The 22438-nt window shown below is 47.8% G+C and carries 21 protein-coding genes and 1 tRNA gene; all 22 read right to left on the bottom strand.

The window, feature by feature from the left end:
- Nucleotides 1-8: 8 nt before the first annotated feature.
- On the bottom strand, nucleotides 9-647 hold the full coding sequence (gene yihA / locus Q4G98_RS02585) for a ribosome biogenesis GTP-binding protein YihA/YsxC (protein ID WP_177561479.1): 639 nt from the start codon (nucleotides 645-647) through the stop codon (nucleotides 9-11).
- A 1-nt stretch (nucleotide 648) separates the two neighbouring features.
- Nucleotides 649-2970 (bottom strand): endopeptidase La, encoded by a 2322-nt coding sequence (gene lon, locus Q4G98_RS02580; protein ID WP_293546205.1) that lies wholly within the window; start codon nucleotides 2968-2970, stop codon nucleotides 649-651.
- Between the two features lie 126 nt (nucleotides 2971-3096).
- Nucleotides 3097-4347 carry an ATP-dependent Clp protease ATP-binding subunit ClpX gene (clpX, locus tag Q4G98_RS02575; RefSeq protein WP_177561477.1) on the bottom strand — a complete coding sequence of 417 codons (1251 nt, stop codon included), beginning with the start codon at nucleotides 4345-4347 and terminating at the stop codon, nucleotides 3097-3099.
- 22 nt (nucleotides 4348-4369) lie between these two features.
- A complete protein-coding gene (gene clpP, locus Q4G98_RS02570) occupies nucleotides 4370-4972 on the bottom strand; it encodes an ATP-dependent Clp endopeptidase proteolytic subunit ClpP (protein WP_177561476.1) in 603 nt (200 codons plus the stop codon).
- A gap of 86 nt (nucleotides 4973-5058) precedes the next feature.
- Complete coding sequence (gene tig, locus Q4G98_RS02565) at nucleotides 5059-6342, bottom strand: trigger factor (RefSeq protein ID WP_177561475.1); 1284 nt, start codon at nucleotides 6340-6342, stop codon at nucleotides 5059-5061.
- Nucleotides 6343-6509: 167 nt separating this feature from the next.
- A tRNA-Gly gene (locus Q4G98_RS02560) sits at nucleotides 6510-6584 on the bottom strand.
- Nucleotides 6585-6668: 84 nt separating this feature from the next.
- The gene (locus Q4G98_RS02555; protein ID WP_298562604.1) at nucleotides 6669-8273 is read right to left on the bottom strand and encodes a Na/Pi cotransporter family protein; all 1605 of its coding nucleotides are present in this window, start codon (nucleotides 8271-8273) and stop codon (nucleotides 6669-6671) included.
- Nucleotides 8274-8489: 216 nt separating this feature from the next.
- Complete coding sequence (locus tag Q4G98_RS02550; protein ID WP_177561473.1) at nucleotides 8490-8729, bottom strand: thioredoxin family protein; 240 nt, start codon at nucleotides 8727-8729, stop codon at nucleotides 8490-8492.
- 141 nt (nucleotides 8730-8870) lie between these two features.
- Entirely contained in the window at nucleotides 8871-9503 is a 633-nt protein-coding gene (locus tag Q4G98_RS02545; protein WP_298562602.1) for a cyclodeaminase/cyclohydrolase family protein, read from the bottom strand.
- 10 nt (nucleotides 9504-9513) lie between these two features.
- Nucleotides 9514-11034, bottom strand: coding sequence for a bifunctional UDP-sugar hydrolase/5'-nucleotidase (locus Q4G98_RS02540; RefSeq protein ID WP_298562601.1), 1521 nt, complete (start codon nucleotides 11032-11034; stop codon nucleotides 9514-9516).
- Nucleotides 11035-11134: 100 nt separating this feature from the next.
- Nucleotides 11135-11542, bottom strand: a complete 408-nt coding sequence (locus tag Q4G98_RS02535) for a pre-16S rRNA-processing nuclease YqgF (RefSeq protein WP_301961820.1) — start codon at nucleotides 11540-11542, stop codon at nucleotides 11135-11137.
- Nucleotides 11529-12701 carry a DUF3084 domain-containing protein gene (locus tag Q4G98_RS02530; RefSeq protein WP_298565347.1) on the bottom strand — a complete coding sequence of 391 codons (1173 nt, stop codon included), beginning with the start codon at nucleotides 12699-12701 and terminating at the stop codon, nucleotides 11529-11531. The genes Q4G98_RS02535 and Q4G98_RS02530 overlap by 14 nt, the downstream gene beginning before the upstream one ends.
- Before the next feature lie 28 nt (nucleotides 12702-12729).
- Entirely contained in the window at nucleotides 12730-13821 is a 1092-nt protein-coding gene (locus Q4G98_RS02525) for an LptF/LptG family permease (RefSeq protein WP_177561468.1), read from the bottom strand.
- A gap of 11 nt (nucleotides 13822-13832) precedes the next feature.
- Nucleotides 13833-14552: an LPS export ABC transporter ATP-binding protein gene (lptB, locus tag Q4G98_RS02520; protein WP_177561467.1), complete on the bottom strand. Its 720-nt coding sequence runs from the start codon at nucleotides 14550-14552 to the stop codon at nucleotides 13833-13835.
- On the bottom strand, nucleotides 14552-15346 hold the full coding sequence (locus Q4G98_RS02515; protein ID WP_293546232.1) for an LptA/OstA family protein: 795 nt from the start codon (nucleotides 15344-15346) through the stop codon (nucleotides 14552-14554). The genes lptB and Q4G98_RS02515 overlap by 1 nt, the downstream gene beginning before the upstream one ends.
- Nucleotides 15339-15899 (bottom strand): LPS export ABC transporter periplasmic protein LptC, encoded by a 561-nt coding sequence (gene lptC, locus Q4G98_RS02510; protein WP_177561465.1) that lies wholly within the window; start codon nucleotides 15897-15899, stop codon nucleotides 15339-15341. Before lptC ends, Q4G98_RS02515 begins: the two co-directional genes overlap by 8 nt.
- Nucleotides 15886-16788, bottom strand: coding sequence for a lysophospholipid acyltransferase family protein (locus Q4G98_RS02505; RefSeq protein WP_298565344.1), 903 nt, complete (start codon nucleotides 16786-16788; stop codon nucleotides 15886-15888). The genes lptC and Q4G98_RS02505 overlap by 14 nt, the downstream gene beginning before the upstream one ends.
- Nucleotides 16788-17333 (bottom strand): HAD family hydrolase, encoded by a 546-nt coding sequence (locus Q4G98_RS02500; RefSeq protein WP_293546238.1) that lies wholly within the window; start codon nucleotides 17331-17333, stop codon nucleotides 16788-16790. Before Q4G98_RS02500 ends, Q4G98_RS02505 begins: the two co-directional genes overlap by 1 nt.
- Nucleotides 17333-18298, bottom strand: coding sequence for a KpsF/GutQ family sugar-phosphate isomerase (locus Q4G98_RS02495; protein ID WP_366780856.1), 966 nt, complete (start codon nucleotides 18296-18298; stop codon nucleotides 17333-17335). The genes Q4G98_RS02500 and Q4G98_RS02495 overlap by 1 nt, the downstream gene beginning before the upstream one ends.
- A gap of 36 nt (nucleotides 18299-18334) precedes the next feature.
- A complete protein-coding gene (gene kdsA / locus Q4G98_RS02490) occupies nucleotides 18335-19153 on the bottom strand; it encodes a 3-deoxy-8-phosphooctulonate synthase (RefSeq protein WP_298565341.1) in 819 nt (272 codons plus the stop codon).
- A 26-nt stretch (nucleotides 19154-19179) separates the two neighbouring features.
- Nucleotides 19180-19905, bottom strand: coding sequence for a 3-deoxy-manno-octulosonate cytidylyltransferase (kdsB, locus tag Q4G98_RS02485; RefSeq protein WP_177561461.1), 726 nt, complete (start codon nucleotides 19903-19905; stop codon nucleotides 19180-19182).
- Nucleotides 19905-22433 (bottom strand): tetraacyldisaccharide 4'-kinase, encoded by a 2529-nt coding sequence (lpxK, locus tag Q4G98_RS02480; RefSeq protein WP_301961819.1) that lies wholly within the window; start codon nucleotides 22431-22433, stop codon nucleotides 19905-19907. The genes kdsB and lpxK overlap by 1 nt, the downstream gene beginning before the upstream one ends.
- Nucleotides 22434-22438: the final 5 nt, after the last annotated feature.

Here is a 22438-nt window from a genome sequence, read left to right as displayed (position 1 = left end):
TACCTCACTCAGTAATGGCCTTCCAATGCTGTCATGATGCGGTTGATGAGTTCACTGCGCATCGTGCTTTGCGTTACAGAATAGGTCATGATACGGCTGTCGTCCAGCCCCAGCTCGCGCTTGAACAGGGCTTTTTGCGCCATGGCCGCATTTTTCGACAATTTATCAGCTTTAGTCAGGATAACCTGTACCTGCAGACCGCAGTCCAACAGCCAGTGATAGCTTTCGATGTCGCTGTCCAAAGGCTTATGCCTGATATCGATCAGCTGGCAGACGAGGCCCAGATTATCAGACCCCGAAAGATATTTACTGATGAAACCGGACCACTTGTCTTTGTTGGTTTTGGCTGTTTTGGCAAAACCGTACCCGGGCAGATCCACTAAATAAAAATCAGCCCGTTCTTCCTGCCCTTCGGCGGTACGTTTAGCCTGCAGGCCATAGAAGTTTATCGTCTGGGTCTTGCCCGGGGTCGAGCTTACCCGAGCCAGACCGTTGCGCCGGCACAGGGAATTGATCAGTGAAGATTTACCAACGTTGGAGCGGCCTATGAAGGCAGCTTCTATCAAAGGCGGGGTTGGGTATTGATCTGCCCGAACGGCAGAAGTAATATATTGGGCATGGATAATATCCCAGATTCCTTTATTCATCTTATTCCTCCAAAGCTAACTGCAGCACCTGGTCCATATGATTGACAGGAATGAATTTTATGGCCGCCCGCACGTTAGCAGGCAGTTCTTCCAGATCCTGCATGTTCTGTTCCGGCAGCAGAATAGTTTTGACGCCGTAGCGGTGCGCCGCCAGCATTTTTTCTTTGATACCGCCTACCGGCAGTACCTTGCCCGACAGTGTGATCTCGCCCGTCATGGCAAGACCGGCTTTGACGCAGCGTTTGGTCAGCGCCGAGACCATAGCCGTTACCATAGTGATGCCGGCCGAAGGGCCGTCTTTGGGGATAGCGCCTTCCGGCAAATGGATATGGATGTCGGTGGTTTCATAAAATTTTTCGTCCAGCTGCAATTCTTTAGCACGGGAACGGATATAGGTATAACCGGCCTGAGCAGATTCTTTCATCACGTCGCCCAGCTGGCCCGTAAGCACCAGCCCGCCTTTGCCATTGGTAGCCAGCACTTCCACTTTCAGCAGTTCGCCGCCGACGCTGGTCCAGGCCAGGCCTGTGCAGATGCCGATCTCGGCCCGGGCTGTCAGATCGCTTTCCAGAAAAATAACAGGGCCCAGGTATTTAGTCAGATTTTTTTCGGTAACTTTAGCGCTTTTTACCTGTTTGGTGACAATGCGATGCGCTGTTTTGCGGCAAATAGCGGCGATCTTGCGTTCCAGATTACGCACACCGGCCTCGCGGGTATATTCGCGGATAACGTGACGCAGCGCGGTTTCCGTAATATTCAGGGTCTTCGCTGTCAGGCCATGAGCCTGACGTTCCTTCGGCAATAAATGCAGTTCGCCGATCTTGACTTTTTCATCTTCGGTATAGCTGGTCAGCTGGATCACTTCCATCCTGTCTAAAAGAGCAGGCGGGATAGTTTCCACGGTATTAGCGGTCACGATCCAGAAAACGTTCGATAGGTCAAAAGGAAATTCGATATAGTGGTCACTGAACGTATTGTTCTGCTCCGGGTCCAATACTTCCAGCAGTGCGGAAGCAGGATCGCCCCGGAAATCAGACGCCATTTTATCGACTTCGTCCAGCAGGAAAACCGGATTCATACAGCCGCAGGTCTGCATACCGTGAATGATCCGTCCCGGCATTGCGCCGATATAAGTGCGGCGGTGGCCGCGGATCTCGGCTTCATCACGCACGCCGCCCAGGGAAACACGGGTGAATTTGCGATTGATGGCCTTGGCTACCGAATGTGCCAGAGAGGTTTTGCCTACGCCGGGAGGCCCGACCAGACACAGGATCGGCCCTTTGCTCTGTTTGGTCAGCGCCCGTACCGCCAGATATTCCAGGATACGTTCTTTGACTTTTTCCAGACCATAGTGATCTTTATCCAGCACTTTGGCAGCTACTTCAAGATCAAAATTATCTTCGGTAAATTTGCCCCAGGGCAGGCTTAAAAGCACATCGATATAGTTGCGGATGACGGCGCTTTCAGCCATCATCGGCGGCATCTTATACAGACGGTCCAGTTCTTTGTTGATCTTTTCGACTACTTCTTCCGGCAGGTCGAGCTCCGCCATTTGTTTTTTGTATTCGTCAATTTCCGCCTGGCGTTCGTCACCTTCGCCAAGTTCTTTATTGATGGCTTTCATCTGCTCACGCAGATAATATTCTTTCTGGTTCTGTTCGATCTGTTTGCGCACCTGCTGGGAAATATTTTTTTCCAGTCCGGCGATTTCCAGTTCTTTACACAGATAGGTATAGAGCTTGTTCATGCGTTCTTTGACATCGACCGCTTCCAAAAGCTGCTCTTTTTCTTCGATATTGATGGACAGGTACCCGGCGATCATGTCTGCTACGCGTCCGGGATCGGTCTGATCCTTAAAGGTCAGCAGCACTTCGCTGTTGACTTTTTTACTGGCGATGATCCATTGCTCGAAGGTTTCGATCAGCATCCGGCGCAGGGCCTCTACCTCGTTATCTTCGCTGACGACAGAGTCCACCGGCAGCGCGTTGGCCTGAAAATAGGTATCGACAGCCGGGGCTTCGATGATCGTTTCTATTTTAGCGCGCGCTAAGCCTTCGACCAGTATCCGCAGCGCACCGCTCGGCAATTTGAGCAGTTGTTTGATTTCTGCCACAACGCCATATTTAAACAGATCCTGCTGCCCCGGCTCCATTGTTACGGCTTCTTTCTGGGATACCAGAAGGATCTGTTTGTCGGATGTCATGGCAGCTTCTACCGCATGGACAGAACGCTCTCTGCCTACATCAAGATTTATAATCATGCCCGGAAATACCAGCATACCCCTTAAAGGCAGCAATGGCATCAGGCGTGGCCTTGTTTCCATATATTCCCCTCCTTTGCCGGCAGTCTTTGCTGCGGCAAACGATATTTTCAAATTATTTTTTTACTTAACTTTATTTTAACATAAAAAGGGGAAAAGGCTATGCCCCTTCCCCTTTTTTTTAATTGCTTAACTGGCAACTACCATTTTCGGTTCCATGTGCTCTCTGATAGCAGCTTCCGTAACTACGCATTTGACAACGTCGACACGGGAAGGAACTTCATACATCACATTACGCATTACCTCTTCAATGATAGAACGCAGACCGCGGGCTCCGGCATTACGTTTAAGGGCTTCTTCTGCAATAGCAACTAAAGCGCCGTCTTCGAATTCCAGTTCCACATTATCCATAGCCAGGAAATGCTGATATTGTTTGATCAAAGCATTTTTAGGCTCTTGCAGGATCTTGATCAAAGCGTCTTTATCCAGAGAATCTAAAGTTACTACAACAGGCAGACGACCTGCAAATTCAGGGATCAGACCGAATTTCATCAGATCTTCGGGCAAAACCTTTTTAAAGATCGTATCCGCTTTTGCTTCTTCTTTAGTTTTGATGTCGGCACCAAAACCAAGATTCTTTTTGCCGATACGGGCGCCGATAATATTTTCCAGGCCGGCAAAAGCGCCGCCGCAGATAAATAAAATATTGGTTGTATCGATCTGGATAAATTCCTGATGCGGGTGTTTACGTCCGCCCTGCGGCGGAACACTGGCAACAGTGCCTTCCAAAATTTTCAGAAGCGCCTGCTGTACACCTTCACCGGAAACATCACGGGTAATGGACGGATTTTCCGATTTACGGGAGATCTTGTCGATCTCGTCGATATAAATGATCCCTCTTTGAGCGCGCTCAATATCAAAATCAGCATTCTGGATCAATTTCAGCAGGATATTCTCGACGTCCTCACCTACATAACCGGCTTCTGTCAAAGCAGTAGCGTCAGCTATTGCAAAGGGCACCTGCAGGATCCTGGCCAGCGTCTGCGCCAGCAGCGTTTTACCGCTGCCGGTAGGCCCCAGCATCAGAATGTTTGATTTTTGCAGTTCTACTTCTTTATCCTTCACAGGATTATTCAGTTCATAGTTGATCCGTTTATAGTGGTTATAAACCGCTACGGCCAAAGTTTTCTTTGCTTCTTCCTGACCGATCACATATTCGTCAAGAATATTTTTGATCTCTTTCGGCTTCGGCAGTTCGTTCACACTTACAACATCAGCATTTGTTTCCTTCAGGTCTTCAGTCAGCATCTCATTGCAAAGTTCGATACATTCGTCGCAGATATAGACGTTATGACCGGCAATCAGCTTGCGGACCTGACCTTCTCTTTTCCCACAGAAGGAACAGGTTATATTGCTGTCGTTCCCCTCGCCAAAGTTCATATTGTTATCTCCTTAGTCTGCATCATTTTGCTTCTTCAGCTGCCGGCTTACGGGTCACAACTTCGTCAATGAGCCCATAAGCTTTTGCTTCTTCGCTGGTCAGATAATAGTCGCGTTCAGTATCCTGAGCGATTTTTTCTTTAGACTGACCGGTATGTTTGGCTAAAATGCCGTTCATTTCTTCGCGGATACGCAGAATCTCGCGCGCATGAATCTCAATTTCCGTAGCCTGACCCTGTGCTCCGCCCAGAGGCTGATGGATCATCACACGGGAATAGGGAAGCGCATAACGCTTGCCGGGAGTTCCCGCTGCTAAAAGTACGGAAGCCATGCTGGCAGCCATACCCATGCAGATAGTAGAAACATCCGGTTTGATATACTGCATCGTGTCATAAATAGCCAGTCCTGCGCTGACACTGCCGCCCGGGCTGTTGATATAAAGATGGATGTCTTTATTGGGATCTTCGGATTCCAGGAAGAGCAGCTGGGCGATAACGACATTCGCCATCGCGTCGTCGATAGGGCCGGTCACAAATACGATTCTGTCTTTCAATAAGCGGGAATAGATGTCATAAGAGCGCTCACCCCTGCTGGATTGCTCTACAACGATAGGCACATAGTTCATGTCTTACACCCCTTTTCTTTAAGGTTATAATTTTTGATAAAGTCACATCTGCCGCCGAAGCCTGCAGCGTCGGCGGCAAAATGCAATTATTTTGCGTTGTCGATAACAACGTGAGCTGCTTTGCGGCGCAGAATGTTTGCGAGCAGAAGGCCCATGTTGCCGTTGGATTTGATGATATTTTTAACTTCTTCCAAAGTTGCGCCATGCTGAGCTGCAATAGCAGATAATTCGGCATCAACGTCTTCCATGGATACCTGGATGCCTTCAGCTTTGGCAATAGCGTCCAGAACCAAATCGGTTTTTACGTTTTCAGCAGCGGTAGCGCGCTGGTTTTCACGGATCTTGGCCATGTCCATACCGGTATATTGCATATACATTTCCAAAGTCATTTTACGGCTTTCCAGGCTCATACGCATCTCGTCCACCATCTGGCTGATGCGGTCTTCGATCATGATCTCGGGAACTTCAAATTTGGCATTGGCAACAGCTGCGTCGATCAATGCTTTTTCATATTCTACTTTAGCATTGTTTTCAGCATTTTTCTGCATGCGCTCTTTGTAGGCTGCTTTCAGCTCGGCAACAGTTTTATATTCGCTGTTAGCTGCAACATATTCATCATTCAGCTCCGGCAGCTCTTTGCGTTTTACATCCTGAACGTTAACTTTGAACACAGCTTCTTTACCGGCCAGCTCTTTTACGAAATAATCTTCTGGGAAAGTTACTTCTACATCAGTAGCGTCGCCTTTTTTAAGGCCTACCAGCTGATCTTCAAAACCGGGGATAAAGGAGTTGGAACCAACTTCCAGAGGATAGCCTTTACCTTCGCCACCGCTGAAAGCTTCGCCGTCTACAGTGCCGGCAAAGTCGATAATGGCGAAGTCGCCCTTTTCGATGATCGTGCCGTCTTCGGCAACTACCATTTTAGCCTGACGGTTACGCAGTTCTTCTACAGCAGCATCAACGTCGGCATCTTCAACAGTAACTTCTTTTTTTTCTACGGACAGGCCTTTGTAGTCGCCTAATTCCACTTCCGGTTTCAAAGTTACTTTGATGGTCAGTTCCATATCTTTGTTTTCTTCAAAAACGGATTCTTCAACTTTAGGGTCAGAAACGGGGATCAGGCTTTCCTGATCGAGTGCTTTAGTATAGCAATCGTTGGCAACGATTTCAAAAGCTTCCTGTTTAATGGCGTCTTTGCCATAATGCATTTCGATGATATTGCGGGGTGCTTTGCCTTTACGGAAACCGGGGATGTTGACGCTGTTTGCGATCTTGCTTATGGCTTTCTTGAAGCCTTTATTCACTTCCTCAGCAGGTAAAGTAATTTTGAGGGTTGCGTCATTCACAACTCTTTCAACAGATACGTTCATTAAAAAATCCTCCCTTAGGTTTTATATGTGTACAAAATTAACAGCTTGTTCAAGATCAATATCAAAAGATACTGACATAAATCGCTCATAATATCATATCACAAGGATTTAAAGTTGACAAGAAGCAACAAAAAACCCGGCAGTGTTCTGCCGGGTCAATATTCAGATGGAGCGGAAAACGAGATTCGAACTCGCGACCCCCTCCTTGGCAAGGAGGTGCTCTACCACTGAGCTATTTCCGCATCAATTAGCAACAAGATGTATTTTAAAACAGAACGCCATCTTTGTCAACATTTTTTTGAAAAAATTTCCATATTTTTTCACTTTTAAAAAATTCCCAAAACAAGCTGACTGATATTTTTGGAATGATCGGAAACACGTTTCATATTGATCAGTAATTCAAGCATGACAAAACCCGCCACCGGATCGCAGCGTTTTTCATTTAAGCGTACGATATGGTTTTTCCTGATCTCTTTCTGATACTGCTTGACCTGCCGGCAGAGGGCCCAGGCTTCTTCGGCAAGTTTCTTATCGTCCTTTTCCAACGCTTCCAGAGCCTTACCGCTGGCATCAAGCACCATCTGACCCAGCTGCCGCAGTTCTGCTTTGGCCTCGTCCGAAAATTTGACGTTATCTTCATAGATCATCCGCACTTTTTTCGCCAGGGTCTCACCGTGGTCGCCGATACGCTCGATATCGTTGCAGGCATGCAAAAGACCTGTATGCCGGGCTGACAGTTCCCTGCTCATCTGCGTTTCACTCATTTGCGTCAGGTATTTGGTAACTTCTTCTTCCAGCGCGTCTATGACCGGCTCATGCTCCAAAACATAGGCGATTTTTTTGCTGTCCATATCTTCCATAGCCGCTATGCTCAGTTCAACATTATGACGGGCCATACTGCCCATGCGCACAACTTCCTTGCCGGCCAGCGTCATGGCGATAGATGGAGTTTTAAGCATATTCACATCCAGATAGATCGGCTTACGCGAAATAACGCCGTCGCTGCCGGGCATCAACCGTTCCACAAGTTTGATAAACGGTGTAGCGAAAGGCAGAAAAATAAGCGTATTAATGATATTGAAGGCGGTATGCGCATTGGCGATCTGACGCGCGATATCGTGCGCAGGCGAAATTTCCAGCACCAGTTTGACAAACAGGCCCATAAAGGACACAAAGATAAGACTACCGATCAGATTGAACAGCACGTGTGCCAAAGCAACACGTTTAGCAGTAATATTCGCGCGCCACGCTGCCATGATCGCTGTAATGCAGGTGCCGATGTTATCACCCAGCAGTACGGGGATCGCGCCTTCTAAAGGGATCAGTCCCTGACCCGCCATGGCGATCAGAATACCGATAGTGGCAGAACTGGACTGGATCAGTACCGTCATCACGATACCGACGCCAATACCTAAAATCGGGTTATGCGAGAATTTGCCGATAAAATCGACAAAGCCCTGATATTCACGCAGAGGCAGCACCGCCTGCCCCATCATGCTCATGCCCAGCATCAGGATACCGAAGCCAAGCAGGACCTGCCCCAGATATTTTCCACGGCGGCGTTTGGCAAGCATCTGCATGGCAAAACCGATCGCTAAAATCAAGGTAACATAATCCGTAAGCTTAAAAGCGATCAGCTGAGCTGTAATCGTAGTCCCGATATTGGCGCCCATGACGATGCCAAAAGCCTGCTTCAGCGTCATCAAGCCGGCATTTACCAGCCCGACAGTCATTACTGTTGTAGCGCTGCTGGACTGCAGCACAGCAGTTACTGCGGCACCTAATGCTACGCCGACGATCAAAACCCCGGTCAGTGCTTCCAGTATCTTCTGCAATTTTTCACCGGCAGCACGCTGCAGGCCATCGCCCATCAATTGCATGCCATATAAAAACAATGCCAGACCACCCAGAAAGCCAAAGAAATATACCATAATTGCCCCCAGTTCTCACCTTTGTATTTTTTCCTTAACCTTTATTATACTAGATTTTACAAGATGCTTACAAGAAAAAAACTTTGCTGAAACAGCTTATTTTGCCGTCCCAACGGGACTTTTGGCGCAACAATAAAAAAAGTCCCATATCGAAACGATACGGGATAAAAAATCAAGATAACATTTGTATACTCAAGCCTGTCAATCTGACACCACTCAATTCAAATGTCTGATGATCTCCATTATTTCTTCAACCGGCAGCACACTGCCGCCTGACACAACTTTTTCGTCAATAACTAAAGCAGGTAAGGCCATAACTCCATAAGCGACCACGCGCCGCAAATCATTCACACGTTCAAACTCGGCATGACATTTAAGTTTTTTGGCCGCGATGGCTGCATTTTGCAATAACAATTCACATTGTTTCGTCATAGGCCCCAAAACCTTTATATGCATTTACATCACCTTCGCTTTTCTTAGTGCCTTGCTCACACTTATAGGATACCAAAAGCCTTTGTCCTAAGTTAGGCTAAAAAGTGAACTGTTTGTGAATTTTCAGATAATTCTCTGTATTTGTTTGACAGCGCTGCTTTTGGCTTATGCTAAAACTTTATCAGTATGTTCCAGAACATTTTTTTCTGCCGCCAGGGCTTCCTGCTCCAGTGCCGTTATCCGGCCGGAAACTACAGAACAATAATCCCGGTCATTGATCAGGTTAAGATTTATTTTGACATTATAAACCGCACTGCGTACCGCTGCCCGTGCCATCAAAGCGGCTACGGCGGCATCTGTAATCACGGCGGGATTTCCAAGTTCCGCCGCTTCGGCGGCCAGAAGCAAAACTGCCAGAGACTTCTCGCCTATTTTCAGAGGTATCTCCGCCGCCATTTTGGCAGCTTCCTGAATTTTTGCCTGCCGCAGTGCTTTTTCTGCGTCTGTTGCTTTGGGCATTTTATAACAGTTCATAAAAGCCTCAAACACACTGGCATCTTCCTGCGCCAGCTGCAGCAGTTCCTGCCGCAAATACTCGCTGGCGGCGGCTAATCGCAGCATTTCACTTTCAACGGATAAGAATTTCTCTTTTCCCAAGGTCAGATTGGCCACCATTGAAGCCAGCGCCGCGCTTATGGCTCCGCCCAAAGCGGCAGCCCCGCCGCCGCCCGGTACGGGTTCTTTCGAAGCCAGTTTTTCTAAAAATTCCTCACAGCTGAGTTTCATTAAATTATCCATTTCGTACTCCTCAATTTTTTATTTGCAGCCTGTCGTCGGCAGCAGGATAGTTGATAGTTTTGAAGCTGCGCAGGGCAAAAGCAAAGAAAGTATTGGCTTTACCACAGGCCCGCAAATTTCGCGCATTTTTCAGACTGGCGAAGCCGTCGCCGCCGCTGAACATGAAGTCGTTGCTTACTACCTTGTAATATTTTTCATCTGCCAGCACACTGCCGTCAGTTAAAAGAACCCTGCTTATTCTTTGTCCTTCGGGCTTACCGGTGTCGGCAGTGACCTGCAGACCGGCAAAGCGCAGCCGGCTGATATCAGGGTTGCCGATGCCATGTTCCAGCACCTGCCGCAGATCGCTGCCTTGAACTTCCGCCACATAAATAGTGCTGTCGAAGGGGAATATCTTTATTAAATCGCGCATCGTTACCGTTCCCGCCGGCAGATCAGCACGCACAGCCCCGCCGTTATATAAAGCTGCATCGGCCTTAAAGCCGCTTTTTAAAAGGTCCATAAAATAATCGCCGACTCTGGACTCTCCATCACGGTCATTGGTCAGCAGCTGATCATTCAGCGCCAACACCGCATTGTACCGGGCATCTATATCTTTGAAGATCGGAGCCAGCAATTTTTCCATTGCCGCATCCTGGACTTTCGGCAATTGATCCAGCTTATAGACACGTGAGCCAGCAGCAACGACTCTTTTATCCGCCCGCGAATACAGCAGGTGGATGCGGCCCACAGCCTCGCCATAACAGCCGGCCTGTACTATCGGGATCTTATTATATTCACCGCTGACGCATAAGTGGGAATGGCCAGTAATAACGGCATCTACCCCCTGTATTTTTTGCAGCAGCGGTATTATTTCACCCTCTACAGCAGTTTTTTCTCCCTGGCTGCTGCCGATATGTGTCAGTAAAACAATGATTTGCGCCCCTTTATTTCTCAACTCATCAATATAACTCTGCGCTACCTGTTCCGGCGGCAGAATTTTTACCTTCTGGAGATTAGTCTGCGAGGCTTTGTCCCTTGTTTCCAGGGTAGTAAGCCCAATGATGCCTATCGTCAGGCCATGTTTCTGCAGCATGGTATAGGGTCGAAAAGGCTCTGCGACTTTATCGCCAGCCGCTGTAAGAATATTCGCTCCCAAAAGGGGAAATTCAGCGGCAGCCGCCTGTTTTTTGATGATCTCCAGCGGATAGTCAAAAATATGATTGCCTGCCGCATTGGCAGCAAAACCCATTTTATTCATTGCTATGACCACCGGCTGCCCCTGATACTCATTGGCATCGATCGTTCCTGAAAACATATCTCCTGCGCCCACAAGCAGCGCTCCCTCAGGATTTTGCTTCATCAGCTCGCTGACAGCGCCTGCTAAAGCGGCCATGCCCGGATCAGCGGCTTCAGCACGCAGATGCCCGTGAAAATCATTGACGCTGTAAATATCTATCTCAACAAATGGTTTTTCTGCCGCATTTACCGCAGCTGTTACCAGCAGCAGTATCGTCAGCACTATCACACCAAAGCTTTTTGACCTTCCCACTCTGCCACCTCCATTTTATCTGACCTGTTTTTATTCGCCGCAGCGCAATATTTTCCCTGCTAAAAAGCACAGAGGCATGCCTCTGTGCTTTTTCCTCAACTCATATTTTGTTTAAATACCGCCGCACCAGAACAGCCGCGGCGTAACCGTCAAGATTGACCGGCGGCACCTGCAGTCCTAACGGCAGCAGCCGGCGCCAGCCATGCGGCGGGTTTTCCTGCCAGTACAGTTTTCTGGCCTCTTCTGTACTGTAACCTTCTTCTATCATTATGATGTTACCTGCAGGATTTGCCGCTGTCAGCATTTGCCTGACGCTGTCACTGTTGGTACCGTTGCCCAAAATCACCGCAGCCGGAGCAACCGCCAGGATTTGCGGCAGCAGCTCTGTTAAAGCTGCTGTTGCCAGCACCTCGACCTTTTGGATTTTTCCGTCAGCAGCAACCCAGGCAAAGCCAGTTTTGGCACTGCCGGGATCAACGCCTAAATACCATGCTTCATTTGTCGGCATTTTCCACCTCTAACCGCAGCAAAACCGGTCCGGAAGCATTGATATCGCCTTTGGCATAAGCTTTCAGTATGACCTTGCCGCCATACCTGGCCATTTTTTCCCCTGTTTCGACCATTGTTCCCGCATCCATATTACCGACTTTACCTGTCAAAGGATCGGGTATAACGCCGGCAGCAACGGCGACACGATTGATATCGGACAAGAAGCCCAATATCTCACCGTTCATACTGCTTGCGCTTTGGGTAAGATCTATTTCCTTGCTGAAGATCAACTCATTATTTTTGTAAATGCGGTTGTCTGATGCCAGTTCCAGCGTACAGACAGCCGGTTCGCCGGCAATAATGTTGGCTACAGTCCTTACTCTGACAAAAACATTCCCCTGCGCAGCCTGGATACGGGCCAGGGCTTCTTCGATGACCTCGTTGGGCATCCAGATCGCCTGTACCGGTTCTTTGGCTTCTACGCCCATACGATGCAGCGTCACTTCATTAGCCGTAGCTAAAAACAGCTGCATTTGCCGGTTGTTTTCCTCATTATTCAACCCGCCTCGCAGCACTCCCGCATACACCACTTCGCCGCTGCGGAAAATGACCTGCCCTTCACGAATAGCTAAAATACCGCGCCGCAGTCGTTCTGTCATCTGTTCCAGATTAGTAACTTCGCCTTCAAGCGACTGTTTAGCCTGTGATAATTCACCCACAGCAGTCTGTGCCTGCTGCAGCTGTCCTTTGGCCTGCTCATAATTCTGCCGCGCAGCAACTAATTGATTCTCGATCACTGCTTTTTCTGCCGCACTGGCTTTTATCTGCTGGTCCAAATCCCGAATAGCTTTATTTTTCTCAGCAACATCAGCCTGTGCTTTCTCCAGCGCCACAGCGACCTGTTCTTTTTCCTGGTTTAAAGCCGCTAATTCATTCTGCAGTTTTTCCATACCAAACATTGCCGTTCTGGCACTATCAGAAGCAATCGCCATCGTTACCAAAGTAATGGAGGCGATCAATATTCCGGTTATAACAGTCATCAGCACCGAAGTATGATAAGGCCGCAAGCCAAAAACTGAAAGCTTCTTCTTGCCGATCTTGCTTCCCAGCTTATCACCGATAAACGCAATCAAACCGCCAACTACCGCCAGAATCAAAATCAACCGTAAACCGAACATGAACACACCCCCTTTATGCTAAACTTTGTCAGGCATTTTTCTTTCTCAGCAAATATACACCGGCCCCCAGACAAATCAGGTTCGGGATAATACACGCCAGCAGCGGATTCATTGCTCCGCCTTTACCAAGACCTGTAGTAAGAGTCATTATCGCATAATAAATGAAAATGACGATAATACTGATACCAAGACCAATCGAGGAACTTGTTCTTTGCTTCTGCGTCCCCAAAGGCGCGCCGATCATTGCAAAAAAGAAGCTGGCTAAGGGAATCGAAACACGCATATAGATCTCGCACCACTGACGGGAAGTAGGCTGGTGCTGCCTTTCCAAAACAGAAATATACTCGCGTAATTCCCTCAGAGTCATTTCCTCAGGTTCTTTCTGTTCCCAGGAGATCTCTCGCGGCGTTACGTCCAGCGGAATGATCTGTTCTGTAAATTTAGCGCTGCTCTTGATACCTTCCGCTTCATTCATTGTATAAACCGTACCATCTTCCAGACGCCAGGAACCGTTTTCCCAGTAGGCCTGTTTGGCTGTCTGGATCCTCGCCAGATGTGATTTTTCAAACTCTTCGATCGTAATATTTTCCATCAGGCCTTTTGCTTCATCAAACCTGCGGGCATAGGTGATCCTCTGGGTACTGCCGCTTAAGGTTTTGATAATGACATGGTCCTGCGTTCGCGGTTTGGTATTTTTTTTGATCTCATATTCCAGAATCCTGCCATATTGCACTTTCGCTGCCGGCACAACTTTTTCCGCCCAGATAACGGAAAACATACTGACAACAAAAGCTACGATCAATACCGGTGCAACAATGCGGTAATAGCTGATCCCGCCTGATTTCATCGCGACGATCTCGCTGCTGCCTGACAATTTACCGAAAGCCATCAGCGACGCCAGCAGCATCGACATAGGGAAGGTATAGTTTACGACTTCAGGCAGGCTATACATAAACAGTCTGGCAATAGTCTCTCCTGAGGCTCCGTATTTAGTCATGTACTGCGTCAGCTTAAACAGCATGGAGCTGGCAATAAAAATGCTGGAAAACGAAGCGATACCAAAAATAAAAGGATACAGTAATTCACTTAAGACATAACGATCCAGTAAGCGTAAACGCATTCTTCTTCCTCCTACATGCTAAAGTTTTCGCCAAGATAATATTTACGTGCCGTTGGATCGTTAGCGATAGTTTCGCTGTCACCATGAATCAAAATTTCACCGTTGGCTAAGATATATGCTTTATCGACTATACTTAAAGTTTCCCGCACATTATGGTCTGTTATCAGAATACCGATGCCGCGATTGGCTAAATGGGCGATCATACCCTGAATATCCGCTACCGCAATCGGATCGATACCGGCAAAGGGTTCGTCCAACAGGATAAAGGCCGGATCAGTAGCCAAAGCGCGGGCTATTTCAACACGCCTGCGTTCACCGCCGGAAAGTTCCGTGCCTTTATTTTTCCTTATGTGATCGATATGGAATTCTTCGATCAGGGAATTCATTTTGGCCAGCCGTTCTTCTTCTGACAAGGCCGTCGTTTCCAAAATAGCCAGGATATTTTCCTCAACTGTCATTTTACGAAAAATCGAAGCTTCCTGAGGCAGATAGCCAATCCCTGCCCGGGCACGCTCATACATGGCCAGAGCTGAAATATCCTGGCCTTCCAGCGTCACGACACCTTCGTCAGGCCGTTCGATACCAACGATCATATAGAAGGTCGTTGTTTTACCGGCGCCGTTAGGTCCGAGCAGGCCAACAACTTTACCCTGCTCAACCTTGATACTGACACGATTAACAACGCGCCGCCCCGAATATTCTTTTACAAGATCTTTTGTTTCTATAATCACTAGGCGACCTCCGCCGATACTTTGGCAGCCGGCAGTGCCGCATTTTCTTCTGTAGCTGATGTTCCCGGAGTCTGAGCCGGTTTGGGGATATAAACTATTTTCACATTGCCGGCAGCTTCCGCTTTATTAGAAGTATTGTTCAAACGCAGACGGTTGCCTTCTACGGTATTGCCATCCTGAGTAGCCTTGGCATTGCCGATCAATTCGATATAACCGCTGTTGTTGGTTTCATAAACAGCGGTATCAGCAGAAGCAGTCAGATCACGCGGCGGGCTGGAAATCTCGACACCGCCGGTAGCATTAGCCACCCCTGTTTTACCATCATAAGTAATTTTCACAGCGTCTAAGACACTGCCATCAGTCATGGATAAACGGGCCCAACTGCCGATAGTCTCGGCATATTCGCGATTCTTATAATAATCAACGCGTTCAGAAGCTAAAGTTTTATCACCTTTAGTCAAACGTGCGTCACCTATTGCCGAAGAATAATCTTCGTTATGCATTACAAATGTATCGCAAACAACATGTGAATCATCACGATCGGCAACTACGCCGCCTGTCAGTCTGCCTGATTTTGTTTTGCTGTTGAACTCGGCGTCAGCAGCAGTCGCAGTACCGCCATCCTGCTGCAGGACTACGTTGCCCTTGGCAGTACCGTTGCCGGACTGCATATCATATTCGATCGTATCAGCCTTGACACTGAAATTTGAGGCCTGAGCATGAGCAGTACCAAACATACCTGCCATAAAAAATATCCCCAGCATCATAACGAAGGTCATTTTTAATTTATTCACTATAATCGCCGCCTTTCTGAACTTCCGCATTGCCCTCTAATTTCAATTTTTCGAATGCACTGCTGGTAATAGCTTTATCGCCAGTCGCTAAAGTATCGTCTTTCAGCAGCCGTACATTGCCCGAAGCCGTGATAATATCTTCAGTCTGCTGCCAGCGTACGCTTTCAGCCGTCAGCTTGCCGCCGCTCGATAACACAGCTACCACCTTATTGTTCAGCTCAAAATCCTTGGCTTCATTTTTTACCCTGCCGCCGCCGGCAACAACCTCTAAAACGCTGCCGTCCTCACGGTAAATTTTCCCTTTGACGCCTTTTAAGACGGCCTCGCCGCTGCTTTTGATCTGTTCCACTTCTTCAACAGTAAATTCCCAAACTTTCTTACCGTCTACCTCTCTGGCAAGAGTGGTATTTCTGACTTTTGCATTGGCTCCGGCAGTTTCTTTCTGGACCGGATCATTGGAAGGAGCCTCGCCGCCGAGCATCAGCCAGGCAATAATAACGCCGGCGATAACTATCGCGCCTACGATCATCTGGAAGCCTTTATTCCTTAACATGCTCCTGCTCCTTTCCTGCAGGCGTATAGGGTGTGTTCCAGCGATGCTGGAACCACAGCCAGTTATCAGGGTATTCTCTGATAACCTCTTCTACAATCCTGGTCATTTCTAATGTAACGCGATAGTCATCCATTTGTCTATCGCCGGTATCTTCATAGTAAATTGGATCTTTGACAAGCGCCTGATGCCCATAATAGCCTTCCTTACGGACAATAAAAATGGGTATGATGGGGGCCTTGAACTTTCTGGCAAAATATGCGGGCCCGGAAGGCGTTGCTGCCATTTTTCCAAAAAACGGTACGAAAATACCGTCGTAACCACCATCCTGATCTGCGATCAAGCCCAGCATCCGGCCTTTTTTCATAGCTCTGGCGCAGCCAAGGATCTCACTTGTACCACGCGAGAATATTTCCTGACCAACGCTTTTGCGCAGTTCGTTCATAAAATCGCTATAAACTCTGTTCGGCTGCGGTTTCTCGACCGCGCTGATGGGAAAGCCATATAGGGATAAGGCTGCTCCCAGCCATTCCCAATTATCCATATGGCAGGCCAGCATCACAACGCCATGCCCTTCGTTCAGTGCTTCCCACAAAACATCCGGGCGGTCAAAGGTGACCAGACCACGGATATTATCTTTATTGAGTGCAGGCATATACATTATTTCCATAAACGTTATACCCAATTTCACAAATAAAGACTTGATCGTGCGTTTAGCTTCCTCATCAGAATAGCCAAGCCGTTCCTTGATGGTTGCTTCCGCACGGAGCCTCTGTTTTTTTGCAATTTTATGATAAAGGTGCCCTATGCCGATACCAATATTTACTACCAGCTTATAAGGCAGCCATGAAACCAGTGTACTGATCGTTTTCAGTAAATAGTAAAGCCACATTATTGAGCGTCTCCCTGTCCTTCTTGTAAATAACTGTTTACAATTTTCTCCCAATCACCACGGGCGCTTAAAATCAGTTCTGCGATTTGACGAACTGCGCCGCAGCCGCCATTTTTTTCAGCAACGAAATGACATACCCGTTTTACCTCTGCCACCGCATCGGCCGGGGCACAGGCCAGACCAACCTGCGTCAGCACAGGCAGATCGTTCAGATCGTCCCCGATATAGGCAGTTTCATCTAAAGATAAATTATATTTCTGCAGCAGCTGCGCCAAAGCCGCTCTTTTGTCTTTGACATTTTCACAAACTTCGACGATCCCCAGTTCGCTGGCACGCCGGCGGATAATGGGGCTGCAGCGGCCGGTAATGATCGCCACCAGCAGACCGCATCTTACAGCACAGCTGATCCCCATGCCGTCTTTGGCATTAAAGCTTTTAAAAAGCTCCTGCTCCGCATCAAGATAAATCGAACCATCCGTCATAACGCCATCGACATCCAGAACCAACAATTTAATTGCCTGAGCAGCTTTTTCTACGTTCTTCATTATACCACACCCTGACGTACTAAGTCAGTCATATGCAGCAAACCAATAACATGACGTTCTCCATCGATAACCGGCAGTACAGTGATCGGTTTGGGACTGTTGCTTTCCATCAGGTGCAGCGCCTGGGCTGCCAACTTCTCTTTCGTAATAGTTTTGGGAGCTTTAGTCATCAATTCGGTTACGGGGCGCTGCAGGAAATCGATCCCCTTGCTCAGACCACGGCGAATATCTCCGTCAGTCAAAACGCCGATCATAATTTCATTATCATCGACTACGGAAACAGCACCCAGTCCTTTATCGGTAATCACAAATAAAGCATCCTGCACCGTTGTCGCTCCATTAACTATAGGATTATCAGCACCGCTGTGCATAATATCCTCGACAGTCAGCAGCAGCTTGCGTCCCAAAGAACCACCCGGATGGAAAACGGCAAACTGGCTGGCAGTAAATTTACGTCTGGAAAGCAAAGCCAGAGCAAGCGCATCGCCATACGCCAAAGCAGCGGTAGTACTGGAGGTAGGCGCCAGCCCCAGGGGGCAGGCTTCCTGCGAAACACCGACATTTAAAGTAATATCAGAATTTCTTGCCAAAGCGGAATCAGCATTACCGACCATTGCGATCAATTTTGCCCCAATACGCCTTAAGGAAGGCAATATATGCAGTACTTCGCCTGTTTCGCCGCTGTTAGATAATGCGATCACAACGTCACTTTCCGTTACCATACCCAAATCGCCATGAATACCTTCGGCAGGATGCAGATAAAACGAAGGTGTACCAGTGCTGGCAAACGTAGCAGCCATTTTCCGCCCAATGATCCCTGATTTACCCATACCGGTAATAACGACCCGGCCCGGGCACTCTAAAATCATCGTCACCGCTGCTGAAAAATGTTCGTCCACACGAGGCACAAGCTCTAAAATAGCCTCCGCTTCCATTTTCAAAGTATTGCGCGCCTGTTCCAACATTTGTTCCATGCTCCAACTCCCTCTCGTCAGCCAGATTTAACCGCGAACTATTTTATCAATAGCTAAAACATCTGTTAAAAGTTTTTCCAACTTGTCAAGACGCACCATGTTCGGCCCGTCAGACAACGCTTCCACCGGATTGTCATGTACCTCAAGGAACAGAGCGTCAATGCCTACAGCGGCAGCGGCTCTGGCCATGTGCGGCACATACTGGCTCTGGCCGCCGGAAGTAGTTCCCTGTCCACCGGGGATCTGCACACTGTGAGTAGCGTCCATCACTACCGGATAACCAAGCTCGCGCATAATGGCCAAGCTGCGCATATCAGTGACCAACGCGTTATAGCCAAAGCTGGCTCCGCGTTCAGTAAGCATAATATTATGGTTACCTGCCTCCTCAGCCTTTTTGACTACATTTTTCATATCCCAGGGGGCCAGAAACTGACCCTTCTTAATATTCACTACGCGTCCTGTTTTGGCCGCTTCATAAACTAAGTCTGTCTGCCGGCAAAGAAAGGCCGGTATTTGCAGAATATCTAAAACCTCGGCGGCTTTTTCCACCTGGATCGTTTCATGGATGTCACTGACCACAGGAACACCCAGATCTTTTTTGATCTGCGCTAAGATCTTCAGGCCCTCTTCCAGACCCGGGCCGCGGAAAGAACCGTAAGAAGAACGGTTTGCTTTGTCATAAGAGGCTTTGAAAACATAGGGTATACCTAATTTATCGGCAATTTTCTTCACAGTCTGACCGATCATCAGGCTGTGTTCATAACCTTCCAGAACACAGGGGCCTGCCATCAGCAGCAGCGGATGACCCTGTCCCACTTCATAGTTACCAACTTTTACAATATTCATGTCCAACCTCCTTATGGATACGGCTGCTATTTACTCAGCAGCTCGTTTACCGCTGCCAGATCCTCAGGAGTATCCACTCCGATACCCTGAAAATCACTTTCCAGCACTTTTATTTTATAGCCATTTTCCAGCACTCTCAGCTGTTCCAGGCTTTCTGTCTTTTCTAATTCGGTAGGCGCCAAAGCAGCGTATTGCAGAAGAAAATCCCGTCTGTACGCATAGATACCGACGTGCTTATACACCTTATACTGTTCAGTTTTATTGCGCGGATAGGGCAGTAAGCTACGCGAAAAATAAAGAGCATAGCCATTATTATCGGTAACTACCTTAACTGCGGCCGGATTATTATAGTCTTCCTCCTGCATCAGAACCTTCATCGTTGCCATTTTTAAATCAGCTTCATTCTCAAAGGCTTTAGCCAGGCGGTCGATGATTTCCGGCGGAATCATCGGTTCATCGCCCTGCACATTGACGATAACGTCAACATCGGGGAAATTCAACGCAACTTCTGCCAGACGGTCAGTACCGCTGGGATGATCCGGCGAGGTCATAATCGCCTTACCGCCAAACCCCTGCACAGCTTCAAAAACTTTTTCGTTATCAGTAGCTACGATAACATCGTCAGGCAGCTCTGCTTCGCAGGCTTTCATATAAACATGCTGGATCATGGGCTTGCCTGCGATAAGTGCCAAAGGTTTACCCGGCAGTCTTGTTGACGCATAGCGTGCCGGTATCACACATAAAACTTTCATTACTTCTTCGTCTCCTTCTGAATGGCGTTCAGAATTGTCTGTTCAAACACTTCGCGTCCTTCAGTGATTTTTATGTCCATATTTAAAATATACAACGGCATTTCCCTGTTAAAATAAATAAATTCCGTTGGTATTTTAACAGCGTCCTTACCCGTCGTCACCATAGCCACAACTTCCTTGCTGATGGCTCTTTCGCTGATGTACTGCATTTCCAGCATCCCATAATCATGATGGTCAGGATAGCGGATGGCTTCAACTATCTCGATACCGATGCAGGCCAGCGTCTGTTCAAATGAGGACGGATTACCAATAGCCGAAAAAACCATAACTTTTTTACCCTGCAGTTCTGAAAGTTCTTTGGCATTCTCATGGATGCCCTTGTACCAGTCAGCGATCTCCACAAAATTCTTCGGATTATGGATACTTTCAATGATCGGCGCCTGTCCGTTATATTTGTTTAACGTGGCCCGCAGTTCCTGCCTGCTGAACTGAGAGCTTTGATCCGTTTTAGTCAGCAGAAACAACCCCGCCCTGTCCAAATGAGTCAGCGGCTCGCGCAAAGTTCCGCGCGGCAGCAGACAGCCATTGCCGAACATATTGAAGGTGTCTACCAAAACCACATCCAGATCACGATGCAGATGCCAGTGCTGATAGCCGTCATCCATGATAATAACTTCGGCGTTCATTTTATCCACGGCAAACTGCCCTGTCAACGCCCGGTTCTTACCAATGATTACCGGTACGCCCGGCAGAGTTTTAGCCATCAAATAAGCTTCGTCACCGGCTTCATAGGCAGTCATAAAAATTTTCTTGCCGTCGCTGACGACGCCCATTTCCTGATCCCAATGTGAACGATAGCCGCGGTTGAGGATCACGACACGATAGCCCATATTTTTGATAATAACGGCAACCTTCTGCGCAGTAGGTGTTTTACCAGTACCGCCGACAGTGATGTTACCTATAGAAATAACGCAGCAATCCAATTTTTTCTGTTTCAGGATTCCCGCTTTATAAAAGTCCAATTTACAGCAAACACCAAATTCGTACAAGTACGAGAACATTCTTAAGATGCCCAGCAAGATCCAGCCAAAAAAGGGAGTATTGGGACCGTGGGCCAGCTGATACAGATACTGGATAACGGCATCACCATGACGCAGACGGCCGCCGCCTTCGTCGTGCAGGTTCCTGATATTGGTAGGATAGGAGACTTCGACCTTGCTGTCTACAGTAGTCAAGGTCAGCAGGTCCTGCAAATATTCAATGCTGCGCACAGCTGCGCCGCGGTTTTCCCTGATGACCTGCAAAGAAGCCGCGCCCATTTGCAGACGTTTTTCATCATTGCCAACAATATCAAAAATTTCTTTCGTCAGTTCCGCGCTGTTATTGATCATTTTACAAGCGCCAACTTTACTCAGCAAAGCATAGGAATCCTTAAAGTTCTGCATATTCGGCCCAACCAGAATCGGTTTGGCATGTGCTGCCGGCTCCAAAACGTTATGGCCGCCGTGCTTGATCAGCGAGCCGCCGACAAAAACCACATCGCCGACAGAATAAATACGCCCAAGCTCACCAATAGTATCTATCAGCAATACCGGGTATTCAGGACGCTTGCCCTGCATTTCCAAAAGTTTCGATCTGAGACCAGTTTCCCAGTGATACTGCCTGGCCAACTTGCTGATCTCATCAGCCCGGCCTGTTTTACGAGGCGCAATGACCAGACGCGCTTGGGGATAACTTTTAATGATTTCCTGAAAAACATCAAACAATGCTTTTTCTTCAGTTGGATGTGTCGAACCGGCCACAATTACGGGATAGGCATTTTCAATGCCCAGCTCTTTTTTATAATTATCCAGATCCTCCGGCGTAACTTCAGCATAAGTCTGATCGAATTTCGCATTACCGGTAACATAAATTTTCTTGGGATCGGCACCTAAATGGCTGATATAATCCGCATCGATACTCGACTGCATACAAAATCTGCTCACTGTATCCAGCATATCATCCCATATACCATACAAATAACGGTAGGTTTTAACAGATTTCTCGGAAATACGGCCGTTGACCATCATTACGGGGATATTGCGTTCACGGATAGCCCTGAAAAAATTAGGCCATAACTCAGTTTCTACCGGCATAAAAATCCGCGGCTGAATCCGTTTAACAAACGATTCGGAAACAAACGGCAGATCAAGCGGGAAATAAATAATGGCATCCGCCTCCTTGATGATCTGCTTCGCCATATTATACCCGCCTACAGTAACTGCGGAAACGAGAATCGGCGAATCCGGATAAGCCTTGCGAATTTCTTTGACCAACGGGCTCGTAGCAACAATTTCACCTACTGAAGCGCCGTGGATCCAGATACAGTCGCGCTGTGCCACTGACTCTATCTCTTCATCACGAATGCCGCCCAGACTCTGCCGCATTCTTGTAGTAAAACCAGCTTCACAGATGCAACGATAGATAAAGTAAGGCAGTACGAATAAGCAGCAAACGCACACCACCAAAACATTATAAATAATATACATTCTTT

The sequence above is a fragment of the uncultured Phascolarctobacterium sp. genome, assembly GCF_958349595.1.
Lineage (GTDB): Bacteria > Bacillota > Negativicutes > Acidaminococcales > Acidaminococcaceae > Phascolarctobacterium.
Note: the sequence above shows the minus strand (reverse complement) of the source record. Positions and strands in the feature narration are given on the sequence as shown.

What these genes read in the sequence shown, in the direction of transcription:
- yihA (WP_177561479.1), bottom strand. Translation starts at nt 647, where the DNA reads ATGAATAAAGGAATCTGGGATATTATCCATGCCCAATATATTACTTCT.
- lon (WP_293546205.1), bottom strand. Translation starts at nt 2,970, where the DNA reads ATGGAAACAAGGCCACGCCTGATGCCATTGCTGCCTTTAAGGGGTATG.
- clpX (WP_177561477.1), bottom strand. Translation starts at nt 4,347, where the DNA reads ATGAACTTTGGCGAGGGGAACGACAGCAATATAACCTGTTCCTTCTGT.
- clpP (WP_177561476.1), bottom strand. Translation starts at nt 4,972, where the DNA reads ATGAACTATGTGCCTATCGTTGTAGAGCAATCCAGCAGGGGTGAGCGC.
- tig (WP_177561475.1), bottom strand. Translation starts at nt 6,342, where the DNA reads ATGAACGTATCTGTTGAAAGAGTTGTGAATGACGCAACCCTCAAAATT.
- Q4G98_RS02555 (WP_298562604.1), bottom strand. Translation starts at nt 8,273, where the DNA reads ATGGTATATTTCTTTGGCTTTCTGGGTGGTCTGGCATTGTTTTTATAT.
- Q4G98_RS02550 (WP_177561473.1), bottom strand. Translation starts at nt 8,729, where the DNA reads ATGCATATAAAGGTTTTGGGGCCTATGACGAAACAATGTGAATTGTTA.
- Q4G98_RS02545 (WP_298562602.1), bottom strand. Translation starts at nt 9,503, where the DNA reads ATGGATAATTTAATGAAACTCAGCTGTGAGGAATTTTTAGAAAAACTG.
- Q4G98_RS02535 (WP_301961820.1), bottom strand. Translation starts at nt 11,542, where the DNA reads ATGCCGACAAATGAAGCATGGTATTTAGGCGTTGATCCCGGCAGTGCC.
- Q4G98_RS02530 (WP_298565347.1), bottom strand. Translation starts at nt 12,701, where the DNA reads ATGTTCGGTTTACGGTTGATTTTGATTCTGGCGGTAGTTGGCGGTTTG.
- Q4G98_RS02525 (WP_177561468.1), bottom strand. Translation starts at nt 13,821, where the DNA reads ATGCGTTTACGCTTACTGGATCGTTATGTCTTAAGTGAATTACTGTAT.
- lptC (WP_177561465.1), bottom strand. Translation starts at nt 15,899, where the DNA reads ATGTTAAGGAATAAAGGCTTCCAGATGATCGTAGGCGCGATAGTTATC.
- Q4G98_RS02505 (WP_298565344.1), bottom strand. Translation starts at nt 16,788, where the DNA reads ATGTGGCTTTACTATTTACTGAAAACGATCAGTACACTGGTTTCATGG.
- Q4G98_RS02500 (WP_293546238.1), bottom strand. Translation starts at nt 17,333, where the DNA reads ATGAAGAACGTAGAAAAAGCTGCTCAGGCAATTAAATTGTTGGTTCTG.
- Q4G98_RS02495 (WP_366780856.1), bottom strand. Translation starts at nt 18,298, where the DNA reads ATGTTGGAACAGGCGCGCAATACTTTGAAAATGGAAGCGGAGGCTATT.
- kdsA (WP_298565341.1), bottom strand. Translation starts at nt 19,153, where the DNA reads ATGAATATTGTAAAAGTTGGTAACTATGAAGTGGGACAGGGTCATCCG.
- kdsB (WP_177561461.1), bottom strand. Translation starts at nt 19,905, where the DNA reads ATGAAAGTTTTATGTGTGATACCGGCACGCTATGCGTCAACAAGACTG.
- lpxK (WP_301961819.1), bottom strand. Translation starts at nt 22,433, where the DNA reads ATGTATATTATTTATAATGTTTTGGTGGTGTGCGTTTGCTGCTTATTC.